Below are 21614 nucleotides of genomic sequence, written 5' to 3' on the forward strand. Positions count from 1 at the left end.
ATCATAATACAGTTATTTCCTCTTTTTCAATTTTCCTTTTTAACCTCTTCCACCCTAATCACTACATTCCCCTTCTTCCGCCCTGTCTCCACATATCGATGTGCCTCCGGTACTTGTTCCAGCGGATAACGTCTATCAATAACCGCTTTTATCTCCCCTGCCTCCATCAACTTTTTAAGGAAAGCCAAATCCTCCGTCCGCACCTTCGCAATCCCTTGCCCATCCACTGTCAGGAATATCCCGTTGGGCACCAATGCTTTTACGCAATGGGACTTCGTTGCTTTCCCAACCGCATCAAATATAACGTCATACCGCTCTTCTTTTTTCGTAAAATCCTCTTTCGTGTAATCGATGACGGTTTCGGCCCCCAACGATTTCACCAAATCGAAATTGGCTGAGCTACATACCGCTGTCACCTCAGCCCCCAAATACTTGGCAAGCTGTACCGCGGCGGTTCCTACCGACCCAGAAGCCCCGTAGATCAGCACTTTCTGTCCCTTTTGCAGCTTTCCTTTTCGAAAAAAATGCAAGGCAGTCGTTCCCCCAAAAGGAATGGCGGCGGCTTCTTCATGTGTTACATTTATCGGCTTTAAGCCCACGATTGCGTTTTCTTGCAGACAGATGTACTCCGCGTGCGCACCGCATCGCATCCCGCTTAATGCATAAACTTGGTCGCCTTTTTTAAATCGTTTTACATGTTTTCCGATCGCTTCGACTTCTCCAGATAGCTCCACACCAAGAATCGGATTTCTCGGTTTGGTGAGGCCGAGCACGAGGCGCATGGGAATCCAGAGCAAAAATGGACTTTTGAAAGCGCGTATTCTACAGTCTCCAGAAGTAACCGTTGTTGCATGAATTTTTATCAGAATTTCATTATCCCTAGGCACAGGCTTTTCTACTTCTCTTAGCTCCAAAACATCGGGCGGTCCGTATTTTGTGCATATCACGGCTCTCATTGGCATCCTCCTATCCTGTACTTTGCCATGAGTATAGCGGAAGCACGGTATTGGTATACAGATACTTAAGTATTGTTTTGCAATTTACAACAAGCCCAACTGGCGAGCCCGTGCGACTGCTTCCGTACTCGTAGGCGGGCAATAGGCAGTCGTGGTTCCTCACGGGTTGCAATTACCAGATGTATCTGCCGGGGCATGCGTTCAAGCAGAAGAGAGATGGCATCGTCAAGAGGCCCCGTTTTCAAATCAATTCGATTGGTAGAGGTTGAAGAGAATGGAGCAAGGATATATGCCCGATCCAATATTCGGGCCAATGTTTTGCAGCGCTGGGAAGAGGTATGTAAAAAAACGCGAAGGGTCGATCACCGCTAGCGAGTCATTCACTGACAAGTGTTGTTTTCACGGAGCCTGCTGGTGCTGAAATGACCGTCAGTTTACGGTTTCGGCCCTCGTTTACCTGCTCGATTAGTCGATGACGGGTAACGGCCTTCAACCGTGGCGGAGACATATACAGTTTGGTGGTTACAATTGGAATCGTCTAAAGAAATTATATGTATCGCTGTCTCTAAGCGTCAACTCCGCCCACTTTTTGATTTACTCTATCTCCCAATCGTACATGACACAAAAAAACACGCCGCGCTGGCGTGTTTCGTTTTGGTGGCAAGGATGCTATTTCGTTATACGCTTTCCAATAGCCTCCACGAGCTCTCGCGTTGTCTTGGGCAGATTGGATTTCAGAATGGAATTAATCATGGGACCCTTCACACCATGGGCTGTGATATCCAGACACCCCGTCATTTTCGTCCGTGCCTCACCCAATGCCTTCGCTTTGAAGTAGCCATGACCGGTAAAATTCCCACTAATCCCGGTCAAGGTAAACCTCACCTCGGTCGGAGGCGTCCATTCGGTGATATCCACTTGCAGGCTGATGGTCTTCTTCATGATGCCGATATCGCCTGTAAACGTCCAAGCGACACGACGTTCATTAATTACCTCGTGGCTGATGTAGCCAGGTACCAGTGGAACCCAATTCTCCACTATACTCACAAACTGCCATACCGCCCCGATGGGCTGGTTCAGCTCCACATCATGTATTCCTTGAGGCATGATTTGCTCATCCCTTCCCCCAGTGTTCTTTGGTATCTTGTTATGTTTATTGTCGGAACACGGGAGATATTTCAGGAATATGGCGGGTTAATCCCACCAAAAATGCCATACATCCTGTTTCATTAAATAATCCGCGTAATGCCCTAATGAAGGAAACTCATCCAAGACGTACTGACAAAAGATGAAATGCTCTTTTGCCAGCTTAATGGCCTCCTCGTAGGTCTGCGGTCTTGAACCGGCTTGAAAAATCCACGTATCCTCTGTCACAGCGAGAATCTTAATCCCATACGCCTCCTGCCAGTGCTTTACGATAACGGACTGGTAAACGGGCAGTGGGCATTCATTATAGCCGCCCATCGGGACCCACAACGGTGCTTCATAGCCGGATGCTTTCGGCAATTCCAGGACAATCAGGGCGTCATCTTGTAATCGATCCTGCACCCATTTTTCACTTATGAGGAAGGACTCCGTCTCTGTTTCACTGCGTTGTTCATTGATCAGCTCGTCCCCTTCCCATATCAGGGAATATGCCTCATAGATGCCTTCAAAGTTCTTTCCTTCCAAACTTTTCAACTCGGATTCAATGTCTGTATACAAAAGGCGAGATTTCACAATTCGCCGAAAGACATCCTCCACAGATAAACCGTGAACCTCCTCTAGCTGTTTATGTACATAATCAGAGAGTGATCCCTCTTCGTCCACTGCTTCTTCTATCATCTCTAGTATATTATAGCTAGGCAGAACCAAAATGCTGTGCTTATCATCCTGTGTAGCAGGTACCGTGAAATCCTCCGCAGCAACCACTTCTATGTCACATTCTTTTAGGTAATTCGACAACTCTTCTACCATCGTCACACCTCTTTTTTTGCTTTTTTCATACCGTATATCTTACCACATCTAACAGAAAAATCCTGCGCACCCTCTCTTGGATTCACTTTCGAGTTGGTCTTATTCTGGACGCATAGTCAAAATAAAACCTGCGTCTACCGCCGGAAAACACCACGAGCAGACCGTGAACGAGGAGTACAAGCGAAATCAGTACGAAGACGCCAAAGAAGAAAAGGATAAGAAATGGATAAAAAGCCGACTCCATTACACTCTCTATCTGACTGAGTGCACTCGAGGTGTACGTGAAAAACCAAGTGAAATATAGCGCAAGAAATCGCTTGAATAAAGCAATTCCGGATGGCTTCCCGGAATCTTCGTTCACTAGTCTGAACCGCAATATCGCCGATCCAATCGTCTTTCCATTCCATATAATTGGAATGAAATAGAAGCAAAGCAGCATACCGAGCGAGGTACTGATCACCTCTGTCAGCCAGCCAACCGGAAGAAGAAGGCCAAACAAATCCGACAAGAACTCAACTGCGATACTGTCGATCAACAAAGCCAGCAATTGTGGTACAGGGAGGACGATACCACTCTCCATGACACTTTCTCTTTTTGCTTCTATGCTTTTATTGGACGGAAACAAAGCCAGTATGATCGGAGCAATGAGAAATCCAAATAATGCACCGCTGCTGTTGAGTATAAGATCATCGACGTCGAACAGTCGATAGGGACAATTATAAATCCCATAAATCCCTGTTAATTGTGTGACCTCAAAGAAAAGCGACAACCCAAAGCCAAGCCCCAATGCCCGTTTCCAATATTCCCGCTTCTGGAAAAAGTACCGGAGATAAACGCCAAATGGGAGCAGTAGCAAAAAATTAAATGCGGCTTGCAAGAAAGCTCGTTCTAATATGAGTTGAATATAGCTGGATGGATGGGACCATACTATCGAAGTTTCCTTGAGAATATCACGGACAAAGGTAAAGGGAATCAGCGAATAATAAACTGTATTCTCTGCTTGCATCGCGCAAGTATCCCTCGTATCTGGCAAAGGAAGCAGCACCAAAAACAAAGAGCAAAGCAAGTAAAAAAGAAAGGAGGCGTTTAAAATGAACCTCCACCAACTAAAAAACCCATCTTTTCTATACGTGTAAATGAGCCAGGGAACAAACAATAAACAAGAACCGAGCATAAAAACAAGAAAAGCATATTGAATGGGAAATACGTACGATGACATGAGAGTACTCCTTTTACCTGTTGAGTAGCTGCTTTAGCAGCCTTTTTCATAGTTGGATTTCAATCTTTGTTCCTAGCCCCAATAAACTATTCACCTTTATTTCTCCACCGTGCGCCACAATAATATCCCGCGCAATGGCCATACCCAGCCCGGAGCCTTTGTGCAGCTCCCCAGTATTCGTCCCCCGGTAGTAACGGTCAAAGATTCGATCAAGCTCCTGCTCTTTCATTCCTTTGCCGTTGTCCTCGATTCTGATCAGGGTGTGCTGACCTTTCTCTACACTTACTTTGATGAGGACGGAAGGATCATTATGGACGATGGCATTGTAAATTAAATTGGTGATCGCTCTACAAATCAGAATTTCATCCATATCCACTTTGATCATTTCATCGCTAAATCGGAATTCCATGTTCCTGTCTGCATATCTCGCATCGTTCAATGTATCAATGACGACATTTCGTAACAGGGTCACGATGTTCTTATTTGATTTGTGCAAGCGCAATTCTTTATTTTTTAGGCGGGCAGATAAATTCAGATCCTCAATGACGTCTTTCAGGTACAATGACTTTCGTTCAATAATCTCCGCAAACTCTCTCATTTCCTCATACGAAAAGTCATACTCTGTGTCTTTCATCATTTCTGCGTAGCCTTGGATCGACGCTAATGGCGTTTTTAAATCGTGAGAGACATTGCCGATCCACTCTTCTCTCATTGCATCTAATTTTTTTCTTTCATTTTCCGCCGCTCTCAGTTCATGTGATAAATAATTGACATTATAGAAAACATCTTTATAAATGCCAATCGGTTCATAGTTGATATGGTATTCCTTATTAGCGAGCTTTCTTATTCCCTCTATGAGTGACAGCAGTGGTTTTGTTAGTCTTTTGCTAAAAAAATATCCAACGATCAGCGCGATCAATCCGTCGACGGTCAGAACGAGAATGCTTCCTATGTTAAAAACTTGCACGACCTCCCGGATATCATAGGACAATACGTATCTTTGCAAATTTCGATTTTGAAACCCAATAAAGTAACTATAATGGCTAGAACCTGTTTGCTTCTCACCAATAAACACCATCGTGTTCATATCAATTTCTTTGTATTTGTACATCTGGATAATGTCTATGGGCGCATATTTTTCTTTTATACCCACCGGCAATCGATAGCCAAAGATCTGTTTGCCATCTTCGTCTAGAATTTGTATCCATGCGTTATGCTGATCCAGCTCGGCTTTCCCTTTGTCTGTAAGCGTCGCCTGATGATTCGAAATGATAATTTGCTCATGGAAACGCCTGGTTATTGCTTCAGCAGAGTTTCCTTTCTCGCTTATAGCAGTTTCATCCCAACCCGTTTGTGTGGTGACCACGATCGACAAAACAAGAAGAACAATATTGCTTAGTACAACCAAGATGACAATCAAAACAACAGACGCCAGAAATCTCCCAGTCACCCTCCAATTCATCCACTATTCATCCTTTACCGCCAGCTTATATCCCAAGCCCTTCACCGTTAAGAGGTATGTTGGATTGGAAGGGTCATCCTCTATTTTCTCTCGTAATTTTCTGATGTGTACCATCACGGTATTGTCAAAGCCAAAGAAATCTTCACCCCATACTTGGTAGTACAGCTTTTCTTTGCTGATAATTTGGTTAGGATGCTTGAGCAAATGGGTAAACAGCCCCAGCTCTTTCCGTTTCAACTCGATGATGGTTCCATGCTTTCGCAACTCGACCTTTTCTTCATCAAAGACAAATGGGCCGACCTTAATGATAGGATCCGCCTTTACTTGAACTTGCTGATATTCAGCTCTTCTTAACTGTGCTTTCACTCGATAGGCCACTTCTTTCGGACTGAACGGTTTGCCAATATAGTCGTCACCACCGATGGCCAAGCCTACTAATTTATCCACTTCTTCCGTTTTTGCGGATAGAAACAGGATCGGGACATGTGAAATGCTTCTGATCTTTTTGCATACGTCATAGCCTTCCCCGTCCGGAAGCATAATATCCAAAATCACAACATCTGGATGCTTGTCTTGAAACTGCCCGAATCCTTCGGCTGCCGTTGAAGCCGTGTATACATTCTCGATGCCTTCCTTGATCAGAACCGTTTTCAACAGTCTGACGATATCCTCTTCATCGTCCACAATCAGTACTTTGCTCACGTAGAAGCCCCCCTGCCAAAACTAGAATCATTGCTTATCCTTTCCTTGAACAAACAAGGATACACCGAAGCCATCCTTAAATGACTTCGGCATAACCTTCTTTCGTTTACTGCTGGATTGCCAATTTTTCTTTCGCTTTATCAGGCAGTTCGTCCACTTTCACTTCCTGATAAGAGGTAACTCCTTTTCCTTCTTTTACGAATACGCACAGATAGGCATCTTTACGCAGCTCTTTCATCGCCATAAAGTTGAGTGCTTTTTCTTCGCCATTTGCATTATAGCCTTGCAGCGTATAATCGTACGAGACAAACTTCTCCCCGCTATCCAGCGTAACTTCATTCTTTTTCCCTTCTTTATTAATCTGAACATAATACTCATCTGCACCCAATCTGTTAAAATTCACGTTTTGAAGCAAGAGTATAGCTCCTATCATAAGAGCAAGTATGACTGATAATACAATGATGGTTGTCTTTTTCATAGATAGTCTCCTTTAAAAGTTTACGATTTTGTTTTCGTGACGATTTTGTAGTACGCATGGACGGTCAAGAAATAGTAGGCAGTGTACATGCATGTATAGATCGCCATACAAATCATCACAGGAACGAGTAAGTTCATTTGCAACATCCGTGATAAAGGCGTGAGGGCGACGGCACTATGCCCGATACCAGCCAGCAAGGGTAACGCGAAGATGAACAAGACTTGTTTGGCAATGGTTTTTTTGATTTCTTTTTTTCTGACGCCGATTTTGTATAAAATCTCATATCGCCCTTTGTCTGCATGGGCTTCCGTTAGCTGTTTAAAGTAAATGATGCTACCAGTTGCAGCCAGGAAAACGAGTCCCAGAAATCCGCCCATAAAAATGAGTAAGCCGGAAGTTTCCAATCCTTGTGCATAGTCCTGATAGAAGCTTGCAAATCTTGCTTTTTCGGGTAAGATCGCTTCAATCTCTTTGGTTAATTGCTTGGCCTGATCTTCCTGTGTAATGGCATATGCTACCAAGCTCGCCTGATTCACTTCTTGTTGCAAGCGGACGAACAGCTCATCGCTGACGACGATCGTCGAAAAGACCGTTTGCAGATTCAAGACGTTGTAATCCTTTCGTTCCTTGATCGTTATAATCACTTCGCCGCCCTTCGCTTTTAAAGGGAGCCTTGTCCCGACATATTGAGGGGAAATACCCTCCATGTAAAAGGGGTCTAATAAAACGGCTTCCTGCGCTTGTAAGGAAAGCACATCGTCTTTTCCTTGTAATTGGGTCAATTGGTTGAATTCACGATTTGACATCACGGTATATGTCCGTTCATTACTTCCAACATCCAGATCACCAGTATCTACATCCATCTGAATAACCGGAATGGTTCGATGATACAGAACTTCATGATTGGGATGCTTCGAAATCAATTCCTCCACCCGTTTGGTTAAACGGCTGTCCGTAGCGATAAACATCATGCTGTTTGGATTCACCTTTTCGACAGTGCTTCTATTGTTGTAATACAAGCTGTATGCCGTTCCAACAGATGTAAGTGTCGTGGCGCTTAGTACAGCGATGATGGTTAACGTACGAGCATTTCCTTTCATTCGGTACAGCAGCTGAGAAATTCCTATTACGTTAATGCCATTCCAATAACTCTTCTTATGGTTTCTTAACCTTTTCAATAGCGTAACGCTGAGAACTCCGAATAGGAGATACGTACCGAGAATGACGGTTAGTAAGATGAGGAGCGGCGTTGCCATTATCCCTACTTTTCTCCATATCGCTGACTCAAAGATGTTTTGCAGTGTAAGCCAATAACCGAATCCAATCAACGCAATCGATAAGATAGCAGTGATCCAAGACGTTCTTGGTTCTTTTTCGCTTTCTTGATCCGCGCGAAAGAGTTCGATTAATTTGAAGCGATAAATTAACCGATAGCCTTGGAGCGAATTGATGAACGTAATGATAGAGAAGACGGTGATCGTGTCTATAATTGCCTCGGATGAAACAGAGAAATTAGCGATGGCATCATAACCCATGACCTTCATTAATACCGCAACAAAAAACTTGGACAACACAGAACCAAGAGCAATTCCGATCAGGAGTGCAATGATTCCCATTATGAAGTTCTCGTAAAAAAGCATGCGGCCGATCTGCTTCTTGCGTACGCCGAGCAGGGAGTAAAGCCCGACCTCACCCTTGCGTTTACGTGTAAAGAATGCGTTGGAATACCAGATAAAGATGGCCACGAAGATCATTAACACGACCGAAGCTCCGCTAAATACAGAACTTATTTTATTCGACCCTTCGGCGGCCAGCTGAATGGAATCGTCATACTTTAAGGAAACAAACGTGAAGTAAATCACAATACTAAAAATCATCGAAGCAAAATAGATAAAATAGTTGGTGAAATTTTTTCGGATATTTTTTCTGGCAATGCTAAAGAGCGTCATGATACCCACCCCCAAGCGAAGCAAGAATTTCCAGTATCTTTTGGAAAAACTCCTTCCGGGACTGCTTTTCTTTGTGAAACTCGGTAAAGAGCTGACCATCCTTGATGAAAATAACCCGTTTGCAGTAACTCGCCGCATATGCATCATGCGTGACCATCAGAATAGTAGATCGATTGGTTTCATTGAGTCTGCTTAAGCTTGCTAACAAGCTTGCTGCCGATTTGGAATCAAGCGCACCTGTGGGCTCGTCCGCCAAAATGAGGCTTGGATTGGCCACGATGGCCCGCGAAGCCGCTGTCCGTTGTTTTTGACCTCCTGAAATATGGTAAGGGTATTTGTCTAAGATTTCTCGAATGCCAAACGTGTCCGCTATCTCGTTGACTCTCTTTTCGATTTCAGCCGCTGGCACCTTCGACAAGGCAAGCGGAAGCAAAATATTTTCTTTGACAGTCAACGTATCGAGAAGATTATAATCTTGAAAAATAAAGCCCAGTTTATTCCGGCGAAAGTCTGATAATTGTTCTTCGTTCATGTTGACGATATTTTGATCAGCAATAACGACCTCACCCGAAGAAGGCATATCGATGGTTGAAAAAATATTGAGCAAGGTTGATTTGCCGGCTCCGGATGGGCCCATGATTCCGACAAATTCACCCTCTTGTATTTTTAAGTTAATATCTTGCAAGGCTGTATACACATTTCCTTTTGTACCAAATGTTTTTTGCACGTTGATTGCTTCCAGAATGGTTTTCATATCGCTATCCTTTCAAATGCAACTCATTTATTCGTACTGCATTTATCATAGCGATCGAACCTTAGAGCATTTTTATTTAAACCTTATATAATCCTTAAAAATAGCATCCGAAAAGCAAAAAAGCGTCCTCCCTCGGACGCCTCCCACGTTACTATTGGAAACATACTTTGCTAATCTGCGTAGTACATGGAAAAATAAATCCCCGTTCCGACAGAATCTTTTATCCCCTCTCCATCAAGGAGAACTTTTGCCTGATTTCATTCAGAACTTCTTCCCAATGAAGCTTCATTTGCTCTCGTGTATTCTCATGATCCAAGTTCTCTTGATGAAAACTAATGGTCGTTCGGTCTGGCTTGTCGGATATCAGCCGGATTTGCAATGTGGACGGCTTTTCCCAATCCTTCATCGACCACTTTAAACGAAACTGCCGGAACGGCTTTACCACACGAAATTGACCCGATATCCCATCGCTGGAAGTAAAGGTCTCCCCCTCGCTAAAGGTAAGGTTCGCTACATCTCCAAGCCATAACTTCGCCCCTTCGGACGAGGTTAAAAACGCCCAAGCCTGTTCTGGGGTAATGGGCATCGTCCTGCGTACACCTACCTGGAAGCCTGTCGCTGCCGTTTGACCAACGATTTTACTCGATTCGGGATTTTGACTTTTCATCGGGACACCTCGCCAATCATATTTGTTAGGGCGAACTTTGGAACCAAACTTTTATGATCGATTTGAAATTCCTTCAAAAACTTATGTAAATTGTAAACAATCACCCATAAAATGTCACTCTTAAACAGAAGACCCGTCGTTAGAGTCGTGATTGGGCGTCCGCCCTCATGATATCGACACAGGAATGACCCGAATTTGTTCACTTTCTTCCTCAAAAAAAATGGTAGGATAGAGGCATTACTTCATAAAAAATGAGGAGAGTCACAAGTGCGGGTACATCCAATTTACTTTTTACGTCTGACAGGCCTACTCGATGGTCTTTCTTTATTAGTATTGATGGGCATCGCGATGCCCTTAAAATACGTGTGGGGCTTAGACAAAGCCGTAACCATCATAGGAAGTATTCACGGCGGGATATTTTGCTTGTATGCTCTGGCGATACTCTATGCAGCCATTCGCGTGAGATGGAGCCTGTTCTGGTCTCTTGCTGCAATACTCGCCGCTTTTGTACCGTTTGGGAACTTCCTTCTGGATCGCAGACTGAAAACGGCACAGGCTGTGTATCCTCTGAAGCCGTTTAACAATGCCCTGCTCGTATATGCCATCGTTTTTTTCTCGTTCTTTGATTTGTTCTCGCAGCTGCCGGTCATGAGTACATTTGCTGCTTCCGTAGGTGCCAGCTCATTTGTTATAGGATTTGTCATCGGTCTGTATTCGCTAGCCAATACCTTTGGCAATATTATCTCAGGCATACTGACAGATAAGGTTGGTCCATCCAAACCACTGTTGATCGGCTTGGTTTTATCGAGCTGTGCCTTGCTGCTGTATCACATCGTCGATCAGCCGTTTCTGTTGATTATCGTGCGAATCATTCACGGATTTGTCGCCGGTTTGATCGTTCCTGCTGCTTTTACTTTTTCTGCGAATAACACGACACATGAGCAGCAAGGACGAAAGGTTGCCTTCACCGGTACCTTTGTGGGACTCGCAGCGATTATCGGACCTGCATTCAGCGGCATTATGGCAAGCAAAACCTCCGTGCCCTTTGTCTTTACATGTGTAGCTGTTATGGGCTTTTTCCTAACCATCCTGTCCGTCATTTTTCTGAGATCCACTCAGGCCTGCAAGAAAGAGAAGCTTAAGAAGGACGTTCCGACCTCAGCCTTGATCTTCAATGCTGGGATAATCAAGGCTTACGGCGGTGCCTTTTTGCTCATGTTTTCACAAGGTGTGATCGCTTATCTTTTGCCCTTGCATGTGCAATCGCTTGGATACGATTCGAAACTAAGCGGTACATTAATGAGCACTTTTGGGATCATTGCCGTCTTGCTTTTTGTGCTTCCGACAAACCGGATTTTTGATCGTGTAGCTCCATCCAAAACGATGTCCATCGGAATTGGCTTCATGGGCGTGAGTCAGCTGCTTATTGGTCAATCCAACACGACATTGGCACTGTACTGCATTTTAGGACTATATGGGATCGGCTTTGCTCTCTTGTTTCCCTCTGTCAATACGATGCTCATTCAATCGACGCCACAAGAATTGCGGGGGAAAGCACACGGTTACTTATACGCCTTTTTCTCTCTCGGTGTGGTCGTCGGCTCAGGCCTTTTAGGTTGGCTGCCCTTCTCCATTGAGGAAGGGTTTCTGTTCACAGGATGTCTCCTGCTCGTGTTTGCCGCTTTCATTGCCGTGCATAAGCGGCGAGAACGCTTGCTGAATCAACAAAATAATCAATAGCAGCCATCGTTTCTAACAACAAAACCTCCTCAACCACTAAGCTAGTGGCGAAGGAGGTTTTGTGCTACTACTTTCAACTGCGGAATCACTGCGAATCAGGCATGCAGCCAACAGACCAATTCCTAGTACGATTGCAAGCAGGATAAAAGTAAGTTCATAGCTTCCAACATTCATTAATCGGATGGACAATATCGGCCCAAGACTTGTTCCCGAAAACAGGATAAACGTATAAACAGAAACCGCAATTCCCCGCGATTTTCCCCCTAGCTGTCCAACAAGCGAGATCACGGAAGGAACGGATAACGCAATTCCAGCAACGAAAAGCACACTGGTACCAATCAAAAGAGCCAAGTTAGATATCATACCGAGGGAAGCCATACTAACCACTGCCAGACCTAATCCAAAGCGGAGCACGGTACGTAAGCCAAACCGTTTTGCCAGCCCGCCCGCCAGCGGAGAAATGAGCATACCCACTACACCAATCGTTCGAACAAGCAGCATCTCCTTGTTGCTAAGCCCAAAATCAGATCCCGCCAAATAACTGCCCAAGACCGTATACATATTAACGAATGACATAAGCAATACAAGAGCGATTATGTAGCTCAAGACAATATTTTTTTGTTTGAACAGGGAGGGAATTCGCTTAATCGGCTCCCAAATATTAACGGTAGCAAGGGGACTCTCTTCTTTTGGCAGCCACCTCATCACCACAAACAGCGTCACGAAATAGATAGCAGCAAGCATATAGAATACGGCGTGCCAACTGTATTGTTGACTCATTAAGGTGCTGAGCACTTGACCAATGATTCCTGCTGCCAAAAATCCTGTGCTGATAAATCCGATTGCCGTTACCCGTTTTGCCGCAGGGAACATTTCCACAGCATAGGCGAGTGCAACAGGCGAGAACGTAGCAGCGGCAGCACCTTGCAAGCCCCTGAGTACAATGATCCATACGAAATCATTTGCACTACCAAGCAACAAAGAAAATAGAGCCAGGGCAATCATCCCGATCACAATAACGTTCTTGCGGCCATACTTTTCGGACAGCGGTCCGTAAATCAGGCACCCTATGGCAAACCCAACCGAAAATGCGCTGCCTACTGCTGCAGCCTGTGTCAACGTTATACTGAAAAGATCGGCAAATAGGCTCATAAGGGGAATCGTAACGTATAAGCTCGACATGACGACGATTCCAGACCAGCAGAGAATTGCCGTCATGAGTGAGTAGTTTCTCTGTGACATCGCACACCTCTTTTTCAAATAGTTACATACATTCTAGTTAGATTATCTAATTATATTCACAAAAAAATATGATCTTATCTTCCCACCCCCAGTTTCTCTTCCATGCTGTTGTTCAACTTCATCAAGATTTTTTCAAGCAGCATCCGTTCTTCCTCTTCTAATTCGCTCATAATAGAGGAGCAAGCAGACCAAAAAACTGGCAGTACGCTGGTTACCAATTCTCTGCCTTCTTGCGTTATTTTGACATGAATCTTGCGACCATCCAGCGTGCTTTGCTCCCTGATGATCCAGTGCCTTTTTTCCAGCCAGTCCAGCAAAGCTGTAACAGAAGCACGCCGAATACCCAGCCTGTCTGCAAGCGAAGAAGGGGTGATAAGTTCTCTGTCTTTATGTAACGTAAGCAACAGCAATACGTCCCATTTACACTCCGTTATGCCGAATTTCTCCAAATTCAAATCAATGACGTCTATGGCGTTATCCCCCAGCCATAGCATCAATAATCCCAAATGAGCCAATTTGCGATCCGTATTTTGCAGAGCAGTTGCTTCCATCAGATGCAAATATGGCTGAATACCAAGTTTCGGCAATTGATCGGATGTATGCTCACACTTATTTTTTCTGCTCATAATCCACCTTGAATATAATTAGATTATCTAACTAAAATCAATATAAAGGATTTTTTTGGATTTTTCAACCCCCTCTGGCAAGACGAAAGCCTAGATCATCAATTCGAAACGTGGGGTGACTGCGTCTGCGGCACGTCGCCCCACAGCCTCTGGCCTCTTCTGCCCAGCTGCCACCGCGAAAAATTCGGTAGGAGCCATACACGTTTACATCGTAAAGGTCCCAGCACCACTCCCAAACATTTCCCAGCATGTCATAGAGCCCCCACGCATTCGGCAGCTTTTGTCCTACTGCATGTGCTGTACCCTCCGCATTCTCTTGGTACCATGCGATCTCATCCAGCTCGCCGTACCGATAACCGCCCGTCCCTGCTTTGCAAGCGTACTGCCATTCCGCCTCTGTCGGCAGACGATAGCCATCCGCTTCCTCGTTCCAACCAACACGCTCACCATCTTCACTTATCGAGTAGCATTCCGTGAGACCTGCTTGCTGAGAAAGCAGATTGCAAAACGAAATCGCATCGTTCCACGAGACGTTCACGACGGGAGCTTCTGGGGGGTCACTCGGTCCAGCTGCTTTTTGGACAACAGAGAAATATAACGCATTCGTAACAGGAACCGGTGCGAGTGAAAAAGCGTTCACCTCGGTTGTCCATGTCGCCTTGATCCGATCGTCCCGTAATTCGATATGCCCTGCTGGGATGCTCACCATGTTGTACGGCCCCTCCATCTCTATTTCACCTGGCTTAACTTCTCGATCGCCTGCTCTTCGGTCGGCAAGAAAAAGATGTCGTTTCCGTTGTTCGATTCATAGATGAAGTCTTTTAGACTTTTACTTGTGTACACCGAAAAATCGCCTACAATTGCCACTTTCACCCGATAATTGATGAACTTCTGAAGGATTTCCCCAGCAAGGCGTGTTTTCAAATCGAAAAAGCTTTCGTTGAGCAATGATTTGTTGAGAACAATACGCTCACTGTCTGCTTGATAATGGACCGTTGCGATCAGGTCCAATGCGGACTGTACATCCCCTATAAGAACCTCGCTACCACTCACAATAGCAATATTTTTCCCGCCAGCTTCTACCTTTGTAATATTCATGTGTACCCTCCTCATCTTCTATTGCTAATCTGCCTCACATAATCCTCACAAATATATCGGTTGTCTTCACCGGTTGCTGGCGAAACGCTCGCCACTCGAAAGAAGCTCAAGCCAACAACCATCGCCATGAGTCCGTAGGCAGCGTTTTGTGAATCCTCTACAGACATAAGCCCGGTTTGCTTGCCGTATTCAAAAATCTTGGTGATGCCCTGCAAATCTCTCGCATAACTCTTCGCAACCACTTCTTGCAACTTGGGGTCCAATGCGGCTTTGGAGAAGAATTGGACAAAGAGTCTTGCTTGATCTTCATGCGGGATGTACATCTCAGCGATGCCGTCCAGCTGCGAAACATTGATCCGTTTTTCCTTGTCGTTCACGTATGGCGGCAAGATGTGCGCAAGCGTAACGTCCATCATTTCCTGAGCGGTCATGGTGCTCTCAATGTCAGCTTCGATTTTCAAGCCATAATAGGCCAAAAATGCCTGAAAGGATTCACTCGTCAAATTATCCTTATTCTTAAAGTAATACGTGACCACACCCTTTGAGCAGTCCGCATACTCCGCCACCTTATCCAGCGTCATGCCATCAATCCCGTGATTGCTAATACAAGTGAGGGTCGCATTGATGACATCTGCTCGGCGCTTTGGTTCCATTCCTAATTTGGGCATGATTTTACCTCGTTTTTTTATACTGTACAGTCGGAATAAAAAAAGTGTACACCATGATTTTCCAACCTGTCAAACGAGTAGGCTCCACAACACAAAAAAACACGCTTACGCAGCGTGTTCGATCATGCCGTTACATAGCAAGCGCTTGGCGACTGATCCGATATTGCCCCGGTGTCAGCCCCGTCCATTTCTTGAAAGCATTTTGAAAAGCGCTTGGATCTGAAAAATGCAGCAGGTATGCAATCTCTCCAATGGAATGCTCCGCTTGCTGTAAATACCCCATCGCCATTTCTTTGCGGACATTCGTGGACAATTCATGATAGGAAGTGTCCTCTGCCTTTAGTTTCGCTTGCAGGGATCTCGTACTCATATGAAAAGCAGCGGCAGTCTGCTGTAAGGTCGGAAAAGCCGCAGGCATACATCCCATCATCCATTGAAACACACGGTCCGACAATTCCCGCCCCCTGTTCAGCCTCTCTCTAATTTCTTCCGCGATGGGTTCGAAAGCTTTACGCAGCCGGACATCTGAATACAGGATCGGGTATTGCAAAACTTCTTTGCCTACCAAGAGCCCATTTTCTTCTTCATTAAAGTGAGGCTCCATTCCGAACAATTTCAAATACGGAGCGATATCATCCGTAGCGTCGTGTGTGAAATGTATCGACTGTAACGGAATAGCGCGGTGACTCATACGGACAATCAAGTGGTACAAGGAGCTGACCATATCCTCCATGCAATGTCGAGACACTCTCCCTGGGCTTTGCCTATGAAACCGCAGGAAAACATCCTGCCCCCGCTCTTCCCAATCCAGCTCGTACCCGCTGCAAAGAATCACGTGATACCGCTGATAAGCCTTCCATGCATCGATGATTTTTTCCGAATGCATCATGACATAGCCAAGGATGCCCAGATCGGCAATATCCGTTAACTGTCCTTGATGCAGTCCGAAATGATCATCCTGCGTGTAAATGGCCGCTTCCTTCATCAAGCGCTCGAGCTCTGCTTCATCAATCCGCGCCTCTACATCCTTTAGCAAGCTGCTGTCGAAAGAAATATGCTCACAAAAACGCTCAAAATCAAGCTTCTTGTGAGTAATTGTCTTCATAATCGGATATACCATCGAAATCGCAAACCCATGCGCATTTTCCAAGTACGGAACCTCCTTTGCGTGAATCCACAACATTTATGCGCCTACGATCATTCATCTGTTCCATACCACACGATATGCTGAATACAGTTCAGTTTACCACGATCTGTCGGTTATGGAATCAACTCTACAGGGGGATATGAAAATGAACATTCTCGTTATCATCGGACATCCAGATCCCGAGAGCTATTGCTCTGCGTTAGCGCATGCCTATATGCAAGGAGCCGAAGGTAAAGACGCGCAGATTCGCACCATTGATTTAAGCCAAATCGCTTTCGACCCAAATTTGAAGTACGGATATCGGAAAAGAACAGAGCTGGAGGATGACCTAAAAGAAGCGCAGGACCTCATCCGTTGGGCTGATCATCTGGTCATTGTCTATCCAACCTGGTGGGGCACGATGCCCGCTATCTTGAAGGGATTCTTTGATCGTGTCTTATTACCCGGATTCGCCTATAAATATCGGGAAGGCTCACCTCTATGGGATAAACTGTTAACGGGCAAAACCGCCCATGTGATTGTGACCATGGATACCCCCTCTTGGTACAACCGATTGATCTACTGGCAAGCCGGACATCTCGTGATGAAACGCAACATTTTGAAGTTTTGCGGGATTAAGCCTGTGAGGGTTACAGAGATTAGTGGGGTGAATGCCTCGGCGGAGGAAAAGCGCAAGAAGTGGCTGGAGAAAGTGAAACAGCTTGGGGAGAGGCTTGCCTAGGCGTTACGGTAAAAAAACGAATCAGATTGGCTAAAAAACTCAAGCTGAAATAGTCTTGAGTTTTTCCTATTCGCTTACTGATCGAGATGCGTTTGCTCGCTTTTCAAAAACTTAATGCGGGGCTGCCCTTCCAGTAACAGATCAATCTCTAGCGCATCTCCTTCATTGGAATGATTTACCTACGCAAATAAATCGTGCAAAGTGTATTTATTATGTAGCTGATTGTGAGTATGATAATAGTAAAAATAATAAGAAAGAGGCTATCATATGGATTCTACTTTTTCACCAAGAAAAGCAACAAAGACGAAAACCTTGGTTATTAACGCACTCTTCATCGCTTTTACGCTCGCAGCCACCATGTTTATCAATTTACGACTCCCGATCATGGGTAACGGTGGCCTCATTCATCTCGGTAACGTGCCTCTTTTAATCGCAGCCTTTGTGTATGGCAGAAAAACAGGAGCTATCGCTGGAGCTTTTGGTATGGGGCTCTTTGACCTTATCTCCGGTTGGACAGCATGGGCGCCGTTTACCTTCGTAATCGTAGGTGCAATGGGCTATGTAGCAGGCCTCATCGCCGAAAAGGTGCCTGGCAATCGGGTATTTGTGTATGCACTCGCAGTTGTCGCTGCATTGGTGATTAAGATCGTGGGCTACTACTTTGTTGAGGTTATTCTTTACGGGAACTGGATTCAGCCGTTTGGCTCCATTCCGGGGAACGTTTTGCAGGTGGTGGTAGCAGCGGTTATTGTTATTCCGCTGGTGGGACGTTTGAAGAAGATTGTAGGTCAAGGTTAAAAAAGGAAGGATGGGGCAGAGCTCCGTCCTTCCTTTTTTGCAAAATATTTGAGGAGGTTTCATGTATGAACCATCAAGCATTTAGTGAATTAGATCTTACATCTCTTTTGTCATTGTCTTATAGTACATTGATCTATGAACTACATGACCGATTAAATGAGTTGGGATTTGGAGATATTAGACCTGCCCATGGTTTTTATGTTTAGACGTATCATTCCTAATGGAGCAACAGGTATAGAATTAGCTGAACACTTAGGAATTACCAAGCAAGCTGTGAGTAAAATGGTGGATTATCTTGAGAAAAGTGGCTATGTAATGCCCCAAACTCATCCCACTGATAAGAGAGGGGAAATTATCATTAAAGGTAAGACCTGTCTGGTAAATTTATTAAGGGATACATAAACTCCTTAACTGCTTGTTGTAGTTCCGTATACTGCTGCATCAATCTAGTATATTTGTAACACCAGAAAAACCCTTGGTTTCCCAAGGGTTTTTCTTAAAATTATAGTCTCAATAATAAATTTGCAAATAACGCAGTTCGTTTTGGTAGTGAATCAATAAGGATGTGCTCATGTTCAGCATGAAGCCCTTCACCTTCCGCGCCAAGCCCATCTAACGTAGGTATGCCTAGTGCAGCGGTGAAATTTCCGTCACTTCCCCCACCAACAGAGGCTTCTTCCAATTGGAAACCAAGTTCGGAAGCAATCGAACGTGCTTTAAGGAAGAGCTCCTCTGTTTTTGCTGTTCTTACCATTGGCGGGCGATTCATTCCACCTGATACTTCGACCGTCGTGTCTTTCATTGTAGGTTTTAATCCGAGGATACATTCACTTATTCTGTCGACTTCTTCATGCAAGCTTACGCGAACGTCGATGTATGCTTCGGCATAATCGGGGACAACATTGACACGGTTTCCTCCGTTTATGATTCCAACATTGACGGTCGTTCCTTTTTGATAAATGGTTAGTCCCTGCAAAACAATAATTTGGCGAGCTAATTCCTCTACAGCACTGATTCCTTCAGCATGATGGTTGCCGGCATGGGCTGCACGTCCTCGAACCTTCACAATGAATTGGCCAACCCCTTTTCGGGCCGTCTTGAGAGCACCTGTATGGGCTTCTGCTGGTTCAGCAACAAGCACATATGAGCTTTTTCTCGATTCTTGTTCAATAAACTCTCTGGAATGCTTAGAGCCAATTTCTTCGTCAGAGTTGCAGAAAAAGACAATTTTCTTATTTACGGAAAGCCCCAATTCCCTAATGGCTTTAAGCGCCCAAATTGCTTGTATCAATCCGCTTTTCATATCAAAAATGCCAGGACCATATGCTTTATTTCCTTCCACTCGATATTGTAACTGCCCCTTGTCCCAAACAGTATCAAAATGGCCAAGGATCAATATTTGTTTTTCCCCATGTCCGATTGTAAATTTCAGATGATTACCAACTTCAGTTTGTGTAAAAACTTCAGGTTCCACATCCAAATGTTTTTTAAAAAGCTGTTGCAGATAGGTGCCGCATTCATCTACCAGTGTTTTATTCATAGAAGGAGAATCCTTTTTTACAAAGCTCTCCAAGTCAAGCAAAATCTCGTTAGCGTGATTTTCCAGATATCTTACTATTTGTATAGACGTATCGAAACTACTATTCAATCTGAATTTCCCCCTAAATTTTAATTGTCATAATACAAATAGCAAAAAGCTTGCCAACAATTTTTGACGATAATGAATCTTGAAAGAGACAGCTGGTTGTTTTTTAGGATGTTTTATTGGACGCGTATATCCCGATGAAAATCCTGAAAAAATCCTGAAATGACTTTCTCAATAAGCGATACCTTGTTTTATAGCTTAGTTATTATTGGCACGTTATTTGCAGTAAACAAAATTAAAACGTTTTCAAAAAAAGAGAGAGGGTGAGCCATACTTTTCAATATGAAACAAGCCTCTGGAAACAGCAGTAAAAAAAGAGTCAATCATTAAGAGGAGGAACCAGAACAATGCACCCGGGAGTTACAAAAAAAGTAAAGAAAAAAAGATTTCCGCAAATTGATGCCTATGTTCTTATATTTTTTATATTGCTCGCATGTGCCGTTGCTACTTATTTCGTACCAGCAGGTGAATTTGACCGGGTGAAAAGCGGTGAGGTCTCCGTTACGGTTCCAGGTAGTTATCATATCGTTGAATCGAACCCAACTACGTTTAAAGAATTGTTTACCGCCATTCAAGAGGGGATGGTAAAAGGAGCACCGCTCATTTTCCTCATCATGTTTACAAGTGGCGCTTTAGCAGTTTTGGAAAAAACAGGAGCAATAGATGCATTTCTTAGAAAAGTCGTGATTAGTAGTAAAGACAGGTTGCTTTTACTAATCATTCCAGTGTGTTTGGTATTTTCGGCCTTAGGAACGACAGGGATCATTGTCAATTCCGTTATTGCCTTTATCCCATTAGGAATTGTTATCGCTCGAGGATTGAAATTAGATGCAATTTTCGGTGTTGCTCTGATTTATTTGGGAACATATGCCGGATGGAATGTACCTGTAATGGCACCTCAAACACTCGGTTTATCACAGCGTATTGCTGAACTTCCGCTGTTATCTGGATTTGGATTTCGCGTTGTTATCTATCTCGTCTTTTTAGCAGTGACGATCGCTTATATTTATTGGTATGCTAAAAAAATTCAGGGTGATATAACAAAAAGTGCCCTAGGCTCAGAACTGTTTCCCAATTCTCTCGGGGAAAATCAAATTAATCTCGTAAGCACTGCCGTTCGAATTACTTGGCGACAAAAATTTGTGCTACTCTTTTCAGGTCTCTCGCTTGTTGCCTTCATCGTTTGCACTCTCGTATTAAAATGGAGTGAAAACGAGATGGCCGCTCTGTTTATTTTCATTGCAATTGGTTCTGGTCTTATTGCACGCATGAGTGCCAATGAGATTGCCAAGACTTTTATGCAGGGTTGTCAAAAACTCGTTTATGGTGCCTTGATTGTTGGGATGGCAAGAGCTGTCATTATCATTCTTGAAAACGGAATGCTCTTGGATACGATCGTAAATGAGATGGCGACTGTGCTGGCACCGCTGACTCCTGTTACAGGTGCATTGGGTATGTATGTAGGAAGTGCCTTAATTCACTTCTTGATTTCCTCTGGGTCTGGGGAATCTGCTATGTTGATGCCCATTCTCGTTCCTTTAGCAGATTTATTGAATATTACCCGGCAGGTTGCTGTACAAGCCGTTATGTTTGGGGAAGGCTTGGTTAACTGTATCAACCCTACTTCGGGTGTATTGATGGCTATTCTCGCGACCTCCGGTATTCCTTATGGAAAATGGATTAAATTTATCCTTCCACTAATTGGTATCTGGTTTGTCGTTGGCGCTGCATTCCTAATTATTGGAGTTTCCATCAACTGGGGTCCTTTCTAAAGAAACATATATGA

General features: G+C 44.3%; 22 protein-coding genes and 1 pseudogene. 5 read left to right on the forward strand and 18 right to left on the reverse strand.

All coding sequences use genetic code 11. The features are described from left to right. Positions 1–26: 26 nt before the first annotated feature. From HPY31_RS12295 to HPY31_RS12345, 11 genes are all read right to left on the reverse strand, one after another. Positions 27–956 (reverse strand): NAD(P)-dependent alcohol dehydrogenase, encoded by a 930-nt coding sequence (locus HPY31_RS12295; RefSeq protein ID WP_172140939.1) that lies wholly within the window; start codon positions 954–956, stop codon positions 27–29. Between the two features lie 376 nt (positions 957–1332). Beyond that, positions 1333–1464, reverse strand: a complete 132-nt coding sequence (locus tag HPY31_RS29020) for a hypothetical protein (RefSeq protein WP_256434407.1) — start codon at positions 1462–1464, stop codon at positions 1333–1335. A 161-nt stretch (positions 1465–1625) separates the two neighbouring features. Next, positions 1626–2063, reverse strand: coding sequence for an SRPBCC family protein (locus HPY31_RS12305; protein WP_012685170.1), 438 nt, complete (start codon positions 2061–2063; stop codon positions 1626–1628). A gap of 87 nt (positions 2064–2150) precedes the next feature. Beyond that, positions 2151–2912 (reverse strand): DUF4253 domain-containing protein, encoded by a 762-nt coding sequence (locus HPY31_RS12310; protein ID WP_172140940.1) that lies wholly within the window; start codon positions 2910–2912, stop codon positions 2151–2153. Positions 2913–2994: 82 nt separating this feature from the next. Then, on the reverse strand, positions 2995–4131 hold the full coding sequence (locus HPY31_RS12315; protein ID WP_172140941.1) for a VanZ family protein: 1137 nt from the start codon (positions 4129–4131) through the stop codon (positions 2995–2997). A gap of 46 nt (positions 4132–4177) precedes the next feature. Beyond that, complete coding sequence (locus HPY31_RS12320; RefSeq protein ID WP_172140942.1) at positions 4178–5593, reverse strand: sensor histidine kinase; 1416 nt, start codon at positions 5591–5593, stop codon at positions 4178–4180. 3 nt (positions 5594–5596) lie between these two features. After that, positions 5597–6295 (reverse strand): response regulator transcription factor, encoded by a 699-nt coding sequence (locus tag HPY31_RS12325; RefSeq protein WP_172140943.1) that lies wholly within the window; start codon positions 6293–6295, stop codon positions 5597–5599. A 106-nt stretch (positions 6296–6401) separates the two neighbouring features. Beyond that, positions 6402–6773 carry a YxeA family protein gene (locus HPY31_RS12330; protein ID WP_172140944.1) on the reverse strand — a complete coding sequence of 124 codons (372 nt, stop codon included), beginning with the start codon at positions 6771–6773 and terminating at the stop codon, positions 6402–6404. Positions 6774–6793: 20 nt separating this feature from the next. Then, on the reverse strand, positions 6794–8722 hold the full coding sequence (locus HPY31_RS12335) for an ABC transporter permease (RefSeq protein WP_172140945.1): 1929 nt from the start codon (positions 8720–8722) through the stop codon (positions 6794–6796). Further along, the gene (locus tag HPY31_RS12340; RefSeq protein WP_172140946.1) at positions 8709–9476 is read right to left on the reverse strand and encodes an ABC transporter ATP-binding protein; all 768 of its coding nucleotides are present in this window, start codon (positions 9474–9476) and stop codon (positions 8709–8711) included. Before HPY31_RS12340 ends, HPY31_RS12335 begins: the two co-directional genes overlap by 14 nt. 220 nt (positions 9477–9696) lie before the next feature. Continuing rightward, entirely contained in the window at positions 9697–10143 is a 447-nt protein-coding gene (locus HPY31_RS12345) for an SRPBCC family protein (RefSeq protein WP_172140947.1), read from the reverse strand. A gap of 267 nt (positions 10144–10410) precedes the next feature. Here HPY31_RS12345 and HPY31_RS12350 point away from each other — a divergent pair, with 267 nt between their 5' ends. Further along, positions 10411–11883 (forward strand): MFS transporter, encoded by a 1473-nt coding sequence (locus HPY31_RS12350; RefSeq protein ID WP_172140948.1) that lies wholly within the window; start codon positions 10411–10413, stop codon positions 11881–11883. Between the two features lie 36 nt (positions 11884–11919). Here the strand turns inward: HPY31_RS12350 and HPY31_RS12355 are convergent, their stop codons facing one another. The 6 genes from HPY31_RS12355 to HPY31_RS12380 all read right to left on the reverse strand — a co-directional run bounded on the left by HPY31_RS12355 (position 11920) and on the right by HPY31_RS12380 (position 16667). Then, positions 11920–13125 (reverse strand): MFS transporter, encoded by a 1206-nt coding sequence (locus HPY31_RS12355; RefSeq protein ID WP_172140949.1) that lies wholly within the window; start codon positions 13123–13125, stop codon positions 11920–11922. Positions 13126–13199: 74 nt separating this feature from the next. Continuing rightward, a complete protein-coding gene (locus HPY31_RS12360; protein ID WP_172140950.1) occupies positions 13200–13751 on the reverse strand; it encodes a MarR family transcriptional regulator in 552 nt (183 codons plus the stop codon). A gap of 64 nt (positions 13752–13815) precedes the next feature. After that, positions 13816–14478: a formylglycine-generating enzyme family protein gene (locus HPY31_RS12365; protein ID WP_172140951.1), complete on the reverse strand. Its 663-nt coding sequence runs from the start codon at positions 14476–14478 to the stop codon at positions 13816–13818. A 2-nt stretch (positions 14479–14480) separates the two neighbouring features. Continuing rightward, on the reverse strand, positions 14481–14849 hold the full coding sequence (locus tag HPY31_RS12370; protein WP_012685156.1) for a DUF4180 domain-containing protein: 369 nt from the start codon (positions 14847–14849) through the stop codon (positions 14481–14483). Between the two features lie 11 nt (positions 14850–14860). Further along, complete coding sequence (locus HPY31_RS12375; RefSeq protein ID WP_172140952.1) at positions 14861–15517, reverse strand: TetR/AcrR family transcriptional regulator; 657 nt, start codon at positions 15515–15517, stop codon at positions 14861–14863. A gap of 130 nt (positions 15518–15647) precedes the next feature. Beyond that, positions 15648–16667 carry an AraC family transcriptional regulator gene (locus HPY31_RS12380; RefSeq protein ID WP_172140953.1) on the reverse strand — a complete coding sequence of 340 codons (1020 nt, stop codon included), beginning with the start codon at positions 16665–16667 and terminating at the stop codon, positions 15648–15650. 142 nt (positions 16668–16809) lie between these two features. Between HPY31_RS12380 and HPY31_RS12385 the strand changes: the two genes are divergently transcribed. From HPY31_RS12385 to HPY31_RS12395, 3 genes and pseudogenes are all read left to right on the forward strand, one after another. Then, the gene (locus HPY31_RS12385; protein WP_172140954.1) at positions 16810–17385 is read left to right on the forward strand and encodes an NAD(P)H-dependent oxidoreductase; all 576 of its coding nucleotides are present in this window, start codon (positions 16810–16812) and stop codon (positions 17383–17385) included. Positions 17386–17652: 267 nt separating this feature from the next. Then, positions 17653–18183, forward strand: coding sequence for an ECF transporter S component (locus HPY31_RS12390; RefSeq protein WP_012685152.1), 531 nt, complete (start codon positions 17653–17655; stop codon positions 18181–18183). 65 nt (positions 18184–18248) lie between these two features. Then, positions 18249–18543 (forward strand): annotated as a pseudogene (locus HPY31_RS12395) (MarR family transcriptional regulator); the annotation flags it as partial. A gap of 142 nt (positions 18544–18685) precedes the next feature. Here the strand turns inward: HPY31_RS12395 and HPY31_RS12400 are convergent. Further along, positions 18686–19831: a M20 family metallopeptidase gene (locus tag HPY31_RS12400; protein ID WP_253901776.1), complete on the reverse strand. Its 1146-nt coding sequence runs from the start codon at positions 19829–19831 to the stop codon at positions 18686–18688. Positions 19832–20175: 344 nt separating this feature from the next. Here HPY31_RS12400 and HPY31_RS12405 point away from each other — a divergent pair, with 344 nt between their 5' ends. Beyond that, the gene (locus tag HPY31_RS12405) at positions 20176–21600 is read left to right on the forward strand and encodes a YfcC family protein (protein ID WP_172140955.1); all 1425 of its coding nucleotides are present in this window, start codon (positions 20176–20178) and stop codon (positions 21598–21600) included. The last annotated feature ends 14 nt before the right edge of the window (positions 21601–21614 follow it).

Source organism: Brevibacillus sp. HB1.3, from assembly GCF_013186635.1.
In the GTDB taxonomy this organism is placed as follows: domain Bacteria; phylum Bacillota; class Bacilli; order Brevibacillales; family Brevibacillaceae; genus Brevibacillus; species Brevibacillus brevis_D.